We start from the raw sequence: 13,401 nt of genomic DNA on the forward strand, positions 1-13,401 counted from the left end.
GCGGTCTTCGGCGGCGTACGTCGGGGGTCGTCGCCCGGACCGGAGGTCACCACGAGTGAGTCATGGGCGTCTTTTCCTCCCTGACGTAGCCCTTGTCCTTGTCGACCACGTTCCGCAACGGCCGGCCTTCCTTCCTGCGTCCGAGGTTGTCCAGGAACAGGTCCGCCAGGTCGATGCGCCAGCCGGTGACCTCGCCCGCCGTGTGCGGGGAGACGATCACTCCGGGCAGGTCCCACAGGGGTGAGGCTGCGGGCAGTGGTTCCTGGGCGAAGACGTCCAGGGCCGCTCCGGCGAGACGGCCGTCGGCGAGGTGACGGGCGAGCGCCTCCTCGTCGACGAGGGCGCCCCGGCCGATGTTGACCAGCCGGGCGCCGGGCTTCATCGCGGCGAGGACGGAGGCGTCGACCATGAGACGGGTGGCCGGGGTGAGCGGGGCGGCGAGGACGACGTAGTCCGCGTCGGCGAGTGCGGTGCGCAGGCCCGTGCCGCCGCCCGCGTGCACCGTGCCGAAGTCGGGGTCGTCGACGCGTGCGGTGCGCCCGGCGCCGGTCACACGCATGCCGACGGCGCGCAGCATGCGGGCGATGGCCCGGCCGATCGGACCCGTCCCCCAGACCAACGCGGTGCGTCCGCCGATGCGTTCGCTGTCGCGGGGCCGCCACTCGCGGCGCCGCTGGTGTTCCCAGGTGCCGGGGAAGTCCTTGGCGAGGGCGAGGATCAGGCCGAGGACGTATTCGGCGATGGCCTGGTCGTAGACACCGCGCGAGTTGGTCAGCAGCACGCCGGGGTTGCCGACCAGCGCGGGGAAGAGCTGTGAGTCCACTCCGGCGGCGGCCACATGGACCCAGCCGGGGGCCAGAGCGGGGTCCTCGGGCCAGGCGGCGGCGACCGCCGGGGTGATGGAGTGCCAGCAGAACAGGACGTCCGCGCCGGGCAGCAGGAGCGGCAGTTCCTCCTCGGTGGCGTACACCGTGTCCGCGAGTCGTTCGATGTCCCCGGCGTTCGGCGGCAGGATGCCACGGTGCAGGACGACGAGCCGGTCAGCCACGGGCGTCCACCACGGGGATGGCGAGGTACTTGTACTCCAGGAACTCGTCGATGCCGACGCGCCCGCCCTCACGCCCGAGCCCGGACTGCTTGACGCCGCCGAACGGCGCCGCCGGGTTGGAGACCAGCCCGGTGTTGATGCCGACCATGCCGGTCTCCAGCCGCTCCCCCACCCGCAGCGCCCGATCGAGGTCCTGGGTGAACAGGTAGCCGACCAGGCCCCATTCGGTGTCGTTCGCGGCACGCACGACCTCCTTCTCGTCGTCGAAGGTGAGGATCGCGGCGACCGGTCCGAAGATCTCGGCCTGCATCAGCTCCGAGTCCGCTCGAACCTCGGTGATCACGGTCGGCGGGTAGAAGTGGCCCGGTCCGTCCGGGACTTCGCCCCCGGTGATCACCTTAGCGCCGCGCGTCACGGCGTCCTGGACAAGTCCATCGGCCTTGGACCGCCCTGCCGCGTCGATCAGCGGGCCCACCTGCGAGCCGGGCTGGGTGCCGGGCCCGACGGTGAGCGCCGCCATCCGCTCGGCGAGCCGCGCGGCGAACGCGTCCGCGACCGAGCGGTGGACGAAGAACCGGTTGGCGGCCGTGCACGCCTCCCCCATGTTCCGCATCTTCGCGACCATCGCGCCCTCCACCGCCCGGTCCAGGTCGGCGTCCTCGAACACGATGAACGGCGCGTTGCCACCCAGCTCCATCGACGTCCGCACTACGGTGTCGGCGCACTGCGCGAGCAGCAGCCGCCCGACCTGGGTGGAGCCGGTGAAGGACAGCTTGCGCACGCCTCCGCCGCGCAGCAGGGGTTCGACCACTCCGGCGGCGTCCGTGGTGGTCACGACGTTGAGGACGCCGTCCGGGAGTCCGGCCTCGGTGAGGATGCCGGCGAGGGCGAGGCTGGAGAGCGGGGTCTGCGGGGCGGGTTTGAGGACCATGGTGCAGCCGGCCGCGATCGCGGGGCCGATCTTGCGGGTGCCCATGGCGAGGGGGAAGTTCCAGGGCGTGATCAGCAGACAGGGGCCGACGGGCTGGCGCATGACCAGGACGCGGTTGGCGCCGTCGGGGGTGCGGGTGAGCCCGCCGTCGATGCGTACGGCCTCCTCGGAGAACCAGCGGAAGAACTCGGCCGCATAGCCGACCTCGCCGCGCGCCTCCGCGAGCGGCTTGCCCATCTCCAGCGTCATCAGCAGAGCGAGATCCTCACGCCGGTCGAGAATGATCTCGTAGGCGCGGCGCAGGATTTCACTTCGTGCGCGCGGGGCGGTCGCCGCCCAGGCGTCCTGTGCCGCCACGGCCGCGTCGAGGGCGCGTTGCCCGTCGGCGGGCGAGGCGTCGGCGACCTCGCACAGCCGTTGCCCGGTCGCGGGGTCGTCCACGGGGAAGCGGGCGCCCTCGGCGGCGTCCTGCCAACTCCCGTCTATGAACAGCTGCTTGGGGACGGTGTCGATGACCTTGGTCATGAGGGGGTGCCTCCGGGCGGGTTCGGGTCGAGCAGTTGGGCCAGGTGCCGGGCCTGCGGTCCTTCGGGGCCGGTGAGGTGGGCCGCCTGGGTGCGGCAGCTGAAGCCGTCGGCGAGGACGGTGTCGGTCGCTTCGAGGGCGGCGAGTTTCGGAGCCAGGGAGAGACCGGCGACGGTCATCGAGGTGGCGTAGTGCTCGGCCTCGAAGCCGAAGTTGCCGGCGAGTCCGCAGCAGCCGCCCGCCTCGTCGACGTCCTGGACTCCGAGCCGACGCAACAGCGCGGACTGGGTGGTCTCGCCGAAGACGGCGTACTCGTGGCAGTGAGTCTGGAGAGTGACGCGTTCGGGTACGACAGCCGGTTTCCAGTCGGCGTCGGCGAGTTCGGCCAGGGCGGAGGCGAAGCTACGGACGCGGGCGGCGACGCGGCGCGCGGCCTCCGTGCCCAGGAGGGCGGGTGCGTCATGGCGTAGAGCGGCGGCGCAGCTCGGCTCGGGGACGACGATCGGCAACTCGCCCTCGCCGTCGAGATGTTCGACAGTACGGGTCAACGTGCGCCGCGCGATGTCGAGTTGGCCCGTCGTCAGCCAGGTGAGCCCGCAGCACAGTCCGCTGCGCACAGTCGCCGGGACCCCGGCGTCGGCGAGGACCCGAGCCGCCGCTCCGGCGACCTCCGGCCGGAAGGCGCGGGTGAAGGAGTCGACGAGCAGGACTGCGGCGGGTTCTTCGGGCTGCGGGGGCAGGTGTCGGCGCAGGGCTCGGCGCGGGGCGAAGTCCGGGATGGTGCGCTCGGCGGTGACTCCGCCGAGCCGCGCGACGAGCCGGCCCAGAGGTCCGCCGAGCACGGCGTTGACGGGCCCGGCAATCCAGCGGGCGAGCGCCGACCACCAGGGCAGCCAGCCCAGGCTGTAGTGGCTGCGGGGGCGCAGCCGGTGCCGGTAATGCCGGTGCAGGAACTCCGACTTGTACGTCGCCATGTCGACGCCGACCGGGCAGTCGGCGGCGCAGGCCTTGCAGGACAGGCACAGGTCGAGGGCATCGCGCACATCGGTGGAACGGCTGCCGTCGGCGATCACGGTGTCCGGGCCGTCGCGCAGCATCTCCTGGAGCAGCCGGGCCCGGCCCCGCGTGGAGTCGCGTTCGTCGTGGGTCGCGCGGTAGCTGGGGCACATGGATCCGCCGACGTCACTGCGGCACCGGCCGACACCGATGCACCGGCCGGCCGCCTCGGCGAGGCCGCCGGGGTCCTCCGGGAAGGTGAAACCCGTCGAGGCCGCCCGCGAGGTGATCGGATACAGCGCCAGGTCGGCGTCGACGGCCGCCGGATCGACGATCACACCCGGGTTGAGGAGGCCCTCGGGGTCGTACAGCCGCTTGTAGGCGGCGAACGCGGCGCGCATCCGAGGGCTGTACATGGTGGCGAGGAGTGCGCTGCGGGCGCGTCCGTCACCATGTTCGCCGGACAGGGTTCCACCGTGGGCGACGACCAGGGCGGCGGCCTCCTCCAGGAAGGCCCGCATGGCCGCGGCGCCCTCCGCGGTGGCGGGGTCGAAGTCGATACGGACGTGGACGCAGCCCGCCCCGAAGTGCCCGTACAGCACGCCGGTGAAGTCGTGCTCGGCGAGCAGAGCACGGAAGTCGCCCAGATAGTCGGCGAGTTGGTGAGGGTCGACGGCAGCGTCCTCCCAACCCGGCCAGGAGGTACCACCGTCCACGAGACGCGCGGCGAGCCCGGCACCGTCCTCACGCACCCGCCACAGGGAACGCCGCTCGGCCGGGTCTGCTACGACCCTGCCCGCCACCATCCGCTCCCCCGCGCGGAGTTGACCGAGCAGCTCGGTCGCTCGCCGGTCGGCGTCAGCCTGGTCGGCGCCGTCGAGTTCGACGTACAGCCAGGCGGCACCTTCAGGAAGACCGGTGACGGCTTCCGAACCGCGCCGATGGCGCAGGGTCGCGACGATGGCCTCGTCCATGCCCTCGACGGCGGTGGGCCGGTGGAGCAGGATCGCGGGGACGTCCCGGGCGGCGTCCACCACGTCCCGGTAGCCGAGCGCGAGCAGGGTCGTGGCCTGGGGCACCGGGTGCAGCCGCACGGTGGCGCGGGTGACGACCGCGCAGGTGCCCTCGGTGCCGACCAGGGCTCGGGCGGCATGACGGCCGTGCTCGGGCAGCAGGTGATGGAGCTGGTAGCCGGAGACCTGGCGGGGGATGCGACCGAGTTCGGTGCGCAGGGCGGCGAGGTTGTCGTCGACGAGTCGGGTGAGCGCGGTGTCGAGTGCGGCGATCTCCGAGGCTTCCCCGGACCGGCCCCCGGACCCGGCCACCGCCCGGACATCCATGGAAAGGCCCCCTGCCCCGGCCACCACCCGAACTCCGCCGGCCGTGACGATCTCCAACTCCTCGACGTGCTCGACCGTACGGCCGTATCGCACCGAGTGGTTCCCGCAGGCGTCGTTGCCGATCATCCCGCCGAGGGTGCAGCGGCTGTGCGAGGAGGGATCGGGGCCGAAGAACAGGCCGTGCGGCGCCGCCGCGCGCTGGAGGTCGTCGAGGACGACGCCGGGTTCGACGACGGCCATCCGGGTTGCGGGGTCGATCGAGATCACCCGGTTGAGGTGACGGGAGAAGTCGAGGACCAGGCCGGGTCCGACGGCGTTGCCGGCCATGCTGGTGCCGGCCCCGCGCGCGGTGAGCGGGATGCGCAGTTCGCGGCAGGCTCGGACCACCGCGACCACGTCCTCGGCGGAGCGCGGGAAGGCGACGGCGAGCGGCGGCACCCGGTAGTTGGAGGCGTCGTACGCGTACTGGGCGCGCCGCCCGTCACCGGTGTCGACCGTGAGCCCCGGCGCCGTACGCGCCAGCAGGTCGACCAGGAAGCGAGCGTCACTCATCCGGCTGTGCCCACCGCGACCGCCGCCGACCAGGCACGCAGCCCCTCGTCGATCCCGGCCTCGTCGACGATCAGCGGCGGGATCATGCGGACGACGTTCCCCCACGGGCCGCAAGGCAGCAGGAGCAGCCCCTCCTCCACGGCGGCCCGCAGCACCCGGGACGCCGCCCCGGGGTCGGGCTCGCCGCTCTCCGTCACGAACTCGCTCGCCAGCATCAGCCCCAGACCCCGCACATCACCGATTGCGGGATTCTTCGCGGCGACCTCGTCGAGTCCGGCACGCAACCGGGCCCCCATGGCGGCCGCGTTGGCGACCAGTCCCTCCTCCTCGACGACGTCGAGGGTGGCGATGGCCGCAGCGCAGGCGACGGCGTTGCCGCCGTAGGTGCCGCCCTGCGAACCGGGCCGGGCCTTGCGCATCAGCTCGGTGGACGCGGCGATCCCGGACAGGGGGAAGCCGCTGGCCAGGCCCTTGGCGGTGATCAGGATGTCGGGGGTGACGCCGAAGTGCTCGTGGCCCCAGAAGCGGCCGGTGCGGCCGACGCCGGTCTGGATCTCGTCGAGGATCAGCAGGATGCCGTGCCGGTCGGCACGCTCCCGCAACCCCTTCAGGAAGGCGGAGTCGGCAGGCACATAGCCGCCCTCGCCGAGCACCGGCTCGACGATGATCGCCGCGGTGTCGTCGGGGTCGGACACGGTCTGGAGCAGCTGGTCGAACTCGCGCAGCGCGAACCGGGTCGCCGTCTCCTGGTCCCAGCCGTAGTGGAAGGCGTGCGGGAAGGGCGTGATGACGACGCCACCCATCAGCGGGGCGAACCCGGTGCGCATCTTGGTACCGGAGGTGGTCATCGAGGCGGCGGCGACCGTACGGCCGTGGAAACCGCCATGGCACACGACGATGTTGGGCCGCCCGGTGGCCTGGCGGGCGAGCCGCAGCGCGGCCTCGACCGCCTCGCTGCCGGAGTTCGCGAAGAACAGGCTGTCGAGCCCCTCCGGCAGGACCGTACCGAGCCGCTCGACCAGGCGTTGCAGCGGCCGGTGCATGATCGTCGTGTACTGACCGTGGATCAGCGTGGCGACCTGCTCCTGCGCCGCGGCGACCACTTTGGGGTGGCAGTGGCCGGTGCTGGTGACGCCGATGCCCGCGGTGAAGTCCAGGTAGCGGCGGCCGTCCGCGCCGTAGAGGTGGACGCCCTCTCCGCGTTCGGCGACGACGGGTGTGGCCTGGCGCAGATGCTCGGACAGTTGGCTCATACGGCAGCTCTCCCACGGAGTGAGAAGGGTGCGGGGGACACTTATCACCCTGCGGGCAGTGCGGCCGGGGCGTCAACGAACAGACTGTCCACTCGGCGTTCTCCGGCGGAACACGGTGTTCATTGACGGTGGCCGTCCGCTGAACCAGGGTGATGTGCAACCCCGGACCGCCCTCACCAGACCCCCTGTGAGCTGTCGGTCTCTCCGGCGTACAGCGGCGTACGCACTCCCTTGCTGCACACACGCCTTCCAATGCTTGACGCACGACCTCCTCCGCCCTGCGTCCCCCCCAGGAGCCTCAAGCATGTCCGTGACCTCATCCACCACCGGTGGGGCCGCGTCGCTCGACGACGCGCCCGTCAGTCCCTTCCACCGCCGGATCATGGCCGTCGCCATGGGCGGCCCGTTCTGCGACGGCTATCTGCTCGGCGTGATGGGCGTCGCCCTCGGTCTCATCACCCCGGCCCTCGCCCTGGACGCCCTGTGGACCGGCCTCATCGCCGCCTCCGTCCTGATCGGTGTGTTCATCGGCGGCGCGGTCTTCGGACCGATCACCGACCGAGTCGGCCGCCATCTGATGTACGTCCTCAACCTGGCGACCTTCGTGGTCTTCTCCGCGCTCCAGTTCTTCGTCACCGAGGCCTGGCAGCTGATGGTGCTGCGGCTGCTCATCGGCATCGCGATCGGCGCCGACTACCCCATCGCGTCCGCCCTCACCACCGAGCTGGTCCCCCGCAGGCTGCGCGGCCCGGCGCTGTCCGGCCTGGTGCTGGCCTGGTGGCTCGGGTACGGCGTGAGCTACTGGGTGGGCTGGGCGCTGACCGGCCTCGGCGACGACTCCTGGCGCTGGATGCTGGCCTCCGGCGCGATACCCGCGCTGGTCTTCCTCGTCTTCCGGGCCGGCATCCCCGAGTCGCCGCGCTGGCTCGCCTCGCGCGGCCGGATCGACGAGGCGAAGGCCGTCGTACGCAAGCACCTCGGCCACGACATCGACACCGCCGAACTCCTCTCCGAGACCCGGCAGGAGCAGCGCGGCGGCTCCGGCCTCGGCAATCTCGTCGAGATCTTCAAACGCGGCTACACGGTCCCCGTCGTCTTCTGTTCCGTCTTCTGGATCTGCCAGGTCGCGCCCGCCTTCGCGGTCCGCTCCTTCCAGCCGCAGATGCTGTCCGCGTTCGGGGTGGAGAGCACGTACGGCGCCAGCGCGCTGATCACCACGCTCGCGGTCGCCGGCATCGCACTCGGCCTGGTGGTCGTCAACCGGATCGGCCGGCGCTCGCTGCTGATCAGCACGTTCGTCTGCATCAACGTCTCGCTGTTCGCGCTGGCCGTGCTGCCGGTGCACTGGGCGTTCCTCGTAGTGGCGCTGTTCGCCGCGTTCCAGTTCTTCGAAGCGGCGGGCAGCGGGCTCCAGTTCGTCTACCCGAGCGAGCTGTTCCCGACCGACCTGCGCGCCACGGGCGTCGGCATCGCCACCGCGATGAGCCGCGTCGGCTCCGCCACCTCCACCTTCCTGCTCCCGATCGCCGCCGACGACCTCGGCGTGCGCGGCACGCTCGGCATCGCGGTCGTGATCACCCTGATCGGCCTCGCCGTGTCGTACTTCCTCGCCCCCGAGACCAAGGACCTGGGCCTGGCCGAGGCCAGCAGCCGGTCCTGAACACACCCCCCTCATCAAGGAGTTCACTGCATGCGCAAGGTCGTCAGCTTCGACTGCTACCGCACCCTCATCAACTTCGACACCCGCGCCGCCACCCACGAGATCGTCAAGGACCGGCTCGCCGAACTCGGCGTGGACGCGGACCAGTTCCACCATGACGCGTACGTCATGCGCTTCCAGGGCGTCGTCGACGAGTACCGTCCCTACCGGGAGATCGTCCGCCGGACTCTGCGCAACGTCATGCTGCTGCACGGCCTGGACTACCGGGACGAGGACGGCGACGCGCTGATCGAGGCCATCAAGAAGTTCCAGCCGTTCCAGGAGGTCCCGGACGCGCTGCGCCGCCTGAAGAGCGAGTACGACATCGCGATCCTCTCCAACAGCGAGGACGACCTGATCCAGTACGCGGTCGACGAGCTCGGCGTCGAGTGGGACTACGTCCTGACCGCCGAGCAGGCGGGCGCCTACAAGCCGCTTCCGCAGGCCTTCGAGTACCTGATGAAGGCCACCAGCCGCGGGCCGGAGGACATCATCCACACGGCCCAGGGCTGGGAGTACGACATCATGCCGACCAAGCGCTACGAGGGCATGCGGCGGATCTGGGTGAACCGGTACGGCTTCCCGGGCTCGGCCGCCTACCAGCCGTACGAGGAGATCAAGGACCTCTCCGGGCTGCCCCCGCTGCTCGGCGTCTGAACCCGGCCCTTCAGGAAGGACGTTGAAAGGATATTCCGTGAGCACCCGCACGCTCGGCCGCCCCGAGCCGGTCAACGGCCGGATCTCCCACTGGTTCGCCGAACTCCCCGCACCCCGACCGGCGTTGCCCGGTGACCGCGACGCCGACGTGTGCATCGTGGGCGCCGGTCTGACCGGCCTGTGGACCGCGTACTACCTGAAACTGGCCGATCCCTCGCTGCGGATCACCGTCCTGGAAGCCGAGTTCGCCGGCTACGGCGCCTCCGGCCGCAACGGCGGCTGGGCGTCCGGACTCGTCCCCGGCAACCGCGACCGGCTCGCCGAGCAGTACGGCCGCGACGCCGTACTCGACCACCAGCGCGCCATGAACGAGACCGTCGACGAGATCATCGCCGTTGCCGCACGCGAGAACATCGACGCCGACATCGTCAAGGGCGGCACCCTGCGCGTGGCCCGCACCCCGGCCCAGGCCACGCGGCTGCGACACAAGACCGAGGCCGACCACGAGTGGGGGGTCACGGACGCCGTGATGCTCACACCCGAGGAGGCCGCGGACCGCATCCGCATCGCCGGCATGACGGCGGCGGCCTGGACCCCGCACTGCGCGCGACTTCAGCCCGCGGCCCTGGTCCAGGGGCTCGCGGAGACGGTCGTACGGCTCGGAGTGACCCTCTACGAGAAGTCACCCGTCACGGTCATCGAACCGGGCCGGGCGGTCACCCCGCACGGCACCGTCACCGCGCCCGTCGTACTGCGCGCCACGGAGGGCTTCACCGCGTCCCTCAAGGGGCTGCGGCGGGCCTGGCTGCCCATGAACAGCTCGATGATCGCCACCGAGCCGCTGCCGAAGGAGCTGTGGGAGGAGATCGGCTGGACGGGCCGGGAGACACTCGGCGACACCGCGCACGGCCACCTGTACGCGCAGCGCACCCCGGACGACCGGATCGCGATCGGCGGGCGCGGAGTGCCGTACCGCTTCGGCTCCCGCACCGACACCGACGGCCGCGTGGACGACCGTACGATCGCGCAGCTCACCGAGACCCTGTACGCGGCGCTCCCGCAGACCACCGGCGCCCGCGTCGACCACGCCTGGTGCGGGGTGCTCGCGGTCCCCCGCGACTGGTCGGCGACGGTGGGCCTGGACCGCGCCACGGGCCTCGGCTGGGCAGGCGGCTACGTCGGCCACGGCGTCACCTCGACGAACCTCGCCGCGCGGACGCTGACCGACCTGGTACTGGGCCGCGAGTCCCGGCTGACCCGACTGCCGTGGACGGGCCACCGCCCCGGCACCTGGGAGCCGGAGCCGTTCCGGTGGCTGGGGGTGCGCGGCCTGTACATCGCCTACCGACTGGCGGACCGCCATGAGAAGGGCGGCAGGGCAAGGACGTCACCAATAGCCAAGTTCGCAGATCAAATCGCACGCCGCCCATAGCCGACCCAGTGGCGCGGGGAACTGCGCGACCAGCCACAACGAACCCGCACCCGCCGACGCACCATGGCACCCCACGACGAACAGGCGCACCTTGCGCAGCCCGCGCAGCAAACCGCAGAGTGGTCACCCTGCACCACGTCTCCGGAGGAGCCCGCCCATGCCGTTCCTCACGGTCGCCGACGTACTGCGCCTGCCGGTCATCACCGCGGGCCTGCCCCGGGTGGCGGCCGGCGAGGAGCAGCTGGACCGAACCGTCCGCTGGGTCCACGTCACCGAACTGCTCGACCCCGCCTCCTTCCTGGAGGGGGGCGAGCTGGTGCTGACGACGGGCATGCCGCATCCGTCGGATCCGACCCAACTGCGCGCGTACGTGGACCAGTTGGCCGACGTCGGTGTGGCGGGCCTGGTCGTGGAGCTGGGCCGCCGCTACCAGCAGGCGCCACCAGAACTGGTCGGCGCGTGCCGGGAGCGGGACCTGCCCCTGATCGTGCTCACGCGCGGGGTCCGCTTCATCGAGGTCACCCAGACCGTGCACGCACTGATCCTGGACGCGCAGGGCGAGCTGCTGCGCCGCGCCCAGCACGTGCAGGAGCTGTTCACGTCGCTCACCCTGCGCGGTGCGGAAGCCGAGGAGCTCGTGCAGACCGCGGCCGACCTCGCCGAATGTCCGGTGGTGCTGGAGAACCTGATCCACCACGCGGTGATCTGCGCCCAGGCCGGCCGTACGGACGGGCAGGTCCTGGAGGCCTGGCCGCGCCGCTCGCGTACCGCCGCGACGCCGGACCGGGCGGCGGTCAGCGGGCCCGAGGGCTGGCTGGTGGCACCGGTCGACGAACGGGGCAGCCGATGGGGCCGCCTGATCATGCTGCCCCTGGCGTCCGGGCCACCCTTCGATCCGGAGCACACGATGATCCTGGAGCAGGCCGCCACCGCCCTGACCCTGGCCCGGCTGACCGGCCGCCCCGCCTGGGACCGGCGTGCCCACAGCTCGGTCCTGCTCGATCTGCTGCACTGGCGCTACCGCAGCCGCACCGAGGCACGGCTGCGGGCCGAGGCCCTCGGACTCCCGACGACGGGCCACCGCCTCCTCCCAGTCGTCGTCGACCACACGGAGGCGACGCGCGGCGGCACCTCGGTGACCGACCACCTCGCCGGGGAACTGCCCACATCGGGCGTCAAAGCTCTGGTCGGGGATCTCTCAGAGCGGCGTACCGGGCTGCTGATGGCCTTGGCCCGGGCGAGCGCGTGGCAGCCCGTCGTCGAACGCGTGGCCCGCGATCTGCGCGCCGTGTTCGGCGAGGGCGTCGTCGTCGCGGTCGGCCCGTCGGTCACCGAACTCGGCGAGGTCACCCGGTCGTTCCGCGAGGCCGAAGAGGTCGCCGACGCCGTCGGCCCCGCGTCCTGGGGCCGAGCGTTCCACGTCGCCTCCGATGTGGGCCTGCCGGAACTCCTCTACTCCCTGCGCGACGACGTCCGCGTCCAGAAGTACGTGGAACGGCAGCTCGGCCGCCTCGTCCAGCACGACGCCCGGCACGGCAGCGACCTGCTGACCACCCTGCGCGCCTACCTCGACGCCGCCGGCAACAAATCGATCGCCGCCAAGCACGTCGGCCTGTCCCGCCAGGCGTTCTACCAACGCCTGCACAGCATCGAACGTCTCCTGGCCACGAACCTGGAGTCCGGCGCCCAGCGCACCCAGCTCCACGTGGCGTTGACGGCATTCGAGGCACTGCACGGTCACACGGCAGGACATCCGTTCGGCGAGCCTCCACCCTGACCGACAACCATCACGAATGGTCAACCCGCACCGCGCCCCCGACATCGTTGTCGAGGGCGCGGCCTGTACGGATCGCGGCCCTAAGGGATTCGGCAAGCCCCGAGGGAGCACCGCGCGCCGGGGCGTGCGGTCGCCTTACGGCGTGTAGACGGCGTCACTGCCGTACAGCTCCCGGCTGAACGCGGAGACATCGGCCCTGCGGTCGGCGCCGTCGAGGTTGTACGTCAGATAGACGCCGTACCCCTCGCTGACGGTGCGGCGGGCGAGGTCGGCGACCGTGCTCTGCGAGGTCCGGCCGATCTCGACGGCCGCCGGGGACAGCTTCGACTTGGGCAGCGCGATGCCGGGGACCTGCCATGAGCCGTAGTACGGGTTCCAGGCGTAGTCGAACTTCGACGAGACGTCGACGCCGCCGTAGGAGAGACGGGACGCGGCCGGGCCGATGTTGTAGAGACTGATGATCTTGTCCGGCATGTTCGCGCGCAGCGCCGTCACCAGGTGCACGAACGAGCTGGCGTTGGGCTGGCCGGTGCCGTTGTTGCCGTACTCGGCGTACTCGTCGTCGAAGTCGATCCCGTCGAGGCCGTACTTGGTCACGGTGTCCGACATTTGTTTCGCGAACGCCGAAGCAGCTTGCTGGGACGGGAAGTTCGCGAAGCCTGCGCCCTGGTGGTTGCCGAGCACCGAGAGGACGACCTTGATGCCCTTCTGCTGCAACGGCCTTATCTCCGTGACAGCGTTGTCGAGGACTCGCTGCACGTTCTCGTTGAAGTGCAGATACGCCGCCTTCGTACCCGTGTCGTAGTTGATGTTCGCCGCGAAGATCACGGCGACGTCGAAGACGTTGCCGCCGCCGTTGGCGAGGGTGTACTTGCCGACGTTCAGCATGCTGTTGTTGTTCACCTCGACGTACGCCACCGAGGTCGGTCCCTGTTTCGCGGGAGCGGGAGCGGGTGCCGCTGACGCGCCGGTCGTGGCGGCCGTGGCGGCCGCGCCGAAGCCGAGGGCCGCGACGGCCGAGAGCGCGAGCGCGGCCGTCCGCACTCTGCTCCGTACCAGAGTGAACATCGTTGATCGGTCTCCCATCGCATGGATCGGCGCCCGACCTGTTCGAAAGCGCCGAGTGAGCCATCCGAGTTTTCCTCTCCCGTGACCGAATCCCAAGAACCGCGCGCAAAATCTTCACGACTC

Annotated in this window: 9 protein-coding genes; 4 read left to right on the forward strand and 5 right to left on the reverse strand. The window is 71.3% G+C overall.

The genetic code is table 11. The features are described from left to right. Positions 1-46: 46 nt before the first annotated feature. Genes KCH87_RS31595 through KCH87_RS31610 form a run of 4 tightly spaced genes read right to left on the reverse strand, consistent with a single transcriptional unit; the run spans position 47 to position 6,645 of the window. Entirely contained in the window at positions 47-1,048 is a 1,002-nt protein-coding gene (locus KCH87_RS31595; protein WP_210590180.1) for a D-2-hydroxyacid dehydrogenase, read from the reverse strand. Continuing rightward, the gene (locus tag KCH87_RS31600; protein WP_210590183.1) at positions 1,041-2,504 is read right to left on the reverse strand and encodes an NAD-dependent succinate-semialdehyde dehydrogenase; all 1,464 of its coding nucleotides are present in this window, start codon (positions 2,502-2,504) and stop codon (positions 1,041-1,043) included. Before KCH87_RS31600 ends, KCH87_RS31595 begins: the two co-directional genes overlap by 8 nt. Continuing rightward, positions 2,501-5,392, reverse strand: a complete 2,892-nt coding sequence (locus KCH87_RS31605) for an FAD-binding and (Fe-S)-binding domain-containing protein (RefSeq protein WP_210590186.1) — start codon at positions 5,390-5,392, stop codon at positions 2,501-2,503. The genes KCH87_RS31600 and KCH87_RS31605 overlap by 4 nt, the downstream gene beginning before the upstream one ends. Continuing rightward, complete coding sequence (locus KCH87_RS31610) at positions 5,389-6,645, reverse strand: aspartate aminotransferase family protein (protein ID WP_210590187.1); 1,257 nt, start codon at positions 6,643-6,645, stop codon at positions 5,389-5,391. The genes KCH87_RS31605 and KCH87_RS31610 overlap by 4 nt, the downstream gene beginning before the upstream one ends. 304 nt (positions 6,646-6,949) lie before the next feature. Here KCH87_RS31610 and KCH87_RS31615 point away from each other — a divergent pair, with 304 nt between their 5' ends. The 4 genes from KCH87_RS31615 to KCH87_RS31630 all read left to right on the forward strand — a co-directional run bounded on the left by KCH87_RS31615 (position 6,950) and on the right by KCH87_RS31630 (position 12,210). After that, on the forward strand, positions 6,950-8,305 hold the full coding sequence (locus tag KCH87_RS31615) for an MFS transporter (RefSeq protein ID WP_210590190.1): 1,356 nt from the start codon (positions 6,950-6,952) through the stop codon (positions 8,303-8,305). A 30-nt stretch (positions 8,306-8,335) separates the two neighbouring features. Continuing rightward, positions 8,336-9,001: an HAD-IA family hydrolase gene (locus KCH87_RS31620; protein WP_210590193.1), complete on the forward strand. Its 666-nt coding sequence runs from the start codon at positions 8,336-8,338 to the stop codon at positions 8,999-9,001. Positions 9,002-9,038: 37 nt separating this feature from the next. Further along, positions 9,039-10,433 (forward strand): FAD-binding oxidoreductase, encoded by a 1,395-nt coding sequence (locus KCH87_RS31625; protein ID WP_210590196.1) that lies wholly within the window; start codon positions 9,039-9,041, stop codon positions 10,431-10,433. Between the two features lie 157 nt (positions 10,434-10,590). Continuing rightward, a complete protein-coding gene (locus tag KCH87_RS31630; protein WP_210590197.1) occupies positions 10,591-12,210 on the forward strand; it encodes a PucR family transcriptional regulator in 1,620 nt (539 codons plus the stop codon). A gap of 135 nt (positions 12,211-12,345) precedes the next feature. Here the strand turns inward: KCH87_RS31630 and KCH87_RS31635 are convergent, their stop codons facing one another. Further along, the gene (locus tag KCH87_RS31635) at positions 12,346-13,278 is read right to left on the reverse strand and encodes an endo-beta-N-acetylglucosaminidase H (RefSeq protein WP_210590199.1); all 933 of its coding nucleotides are present in this window, start codon (positions 13,276-13,278) and stop codon (positions 12,346-12,348) included. Between the last annotated feature and the right edge of the window lie 123 nt (positions 13,279-13,401).

Origin of the sequence: Streptomyces sp. GESEQ-35 (assembly GCF_017948485.1) — a bacterium.
Lineage (GTDB): Bacteria > Actinomycetota > Actinomycetes > Streptomycetales > Streptomycetaceae > Streptomyces.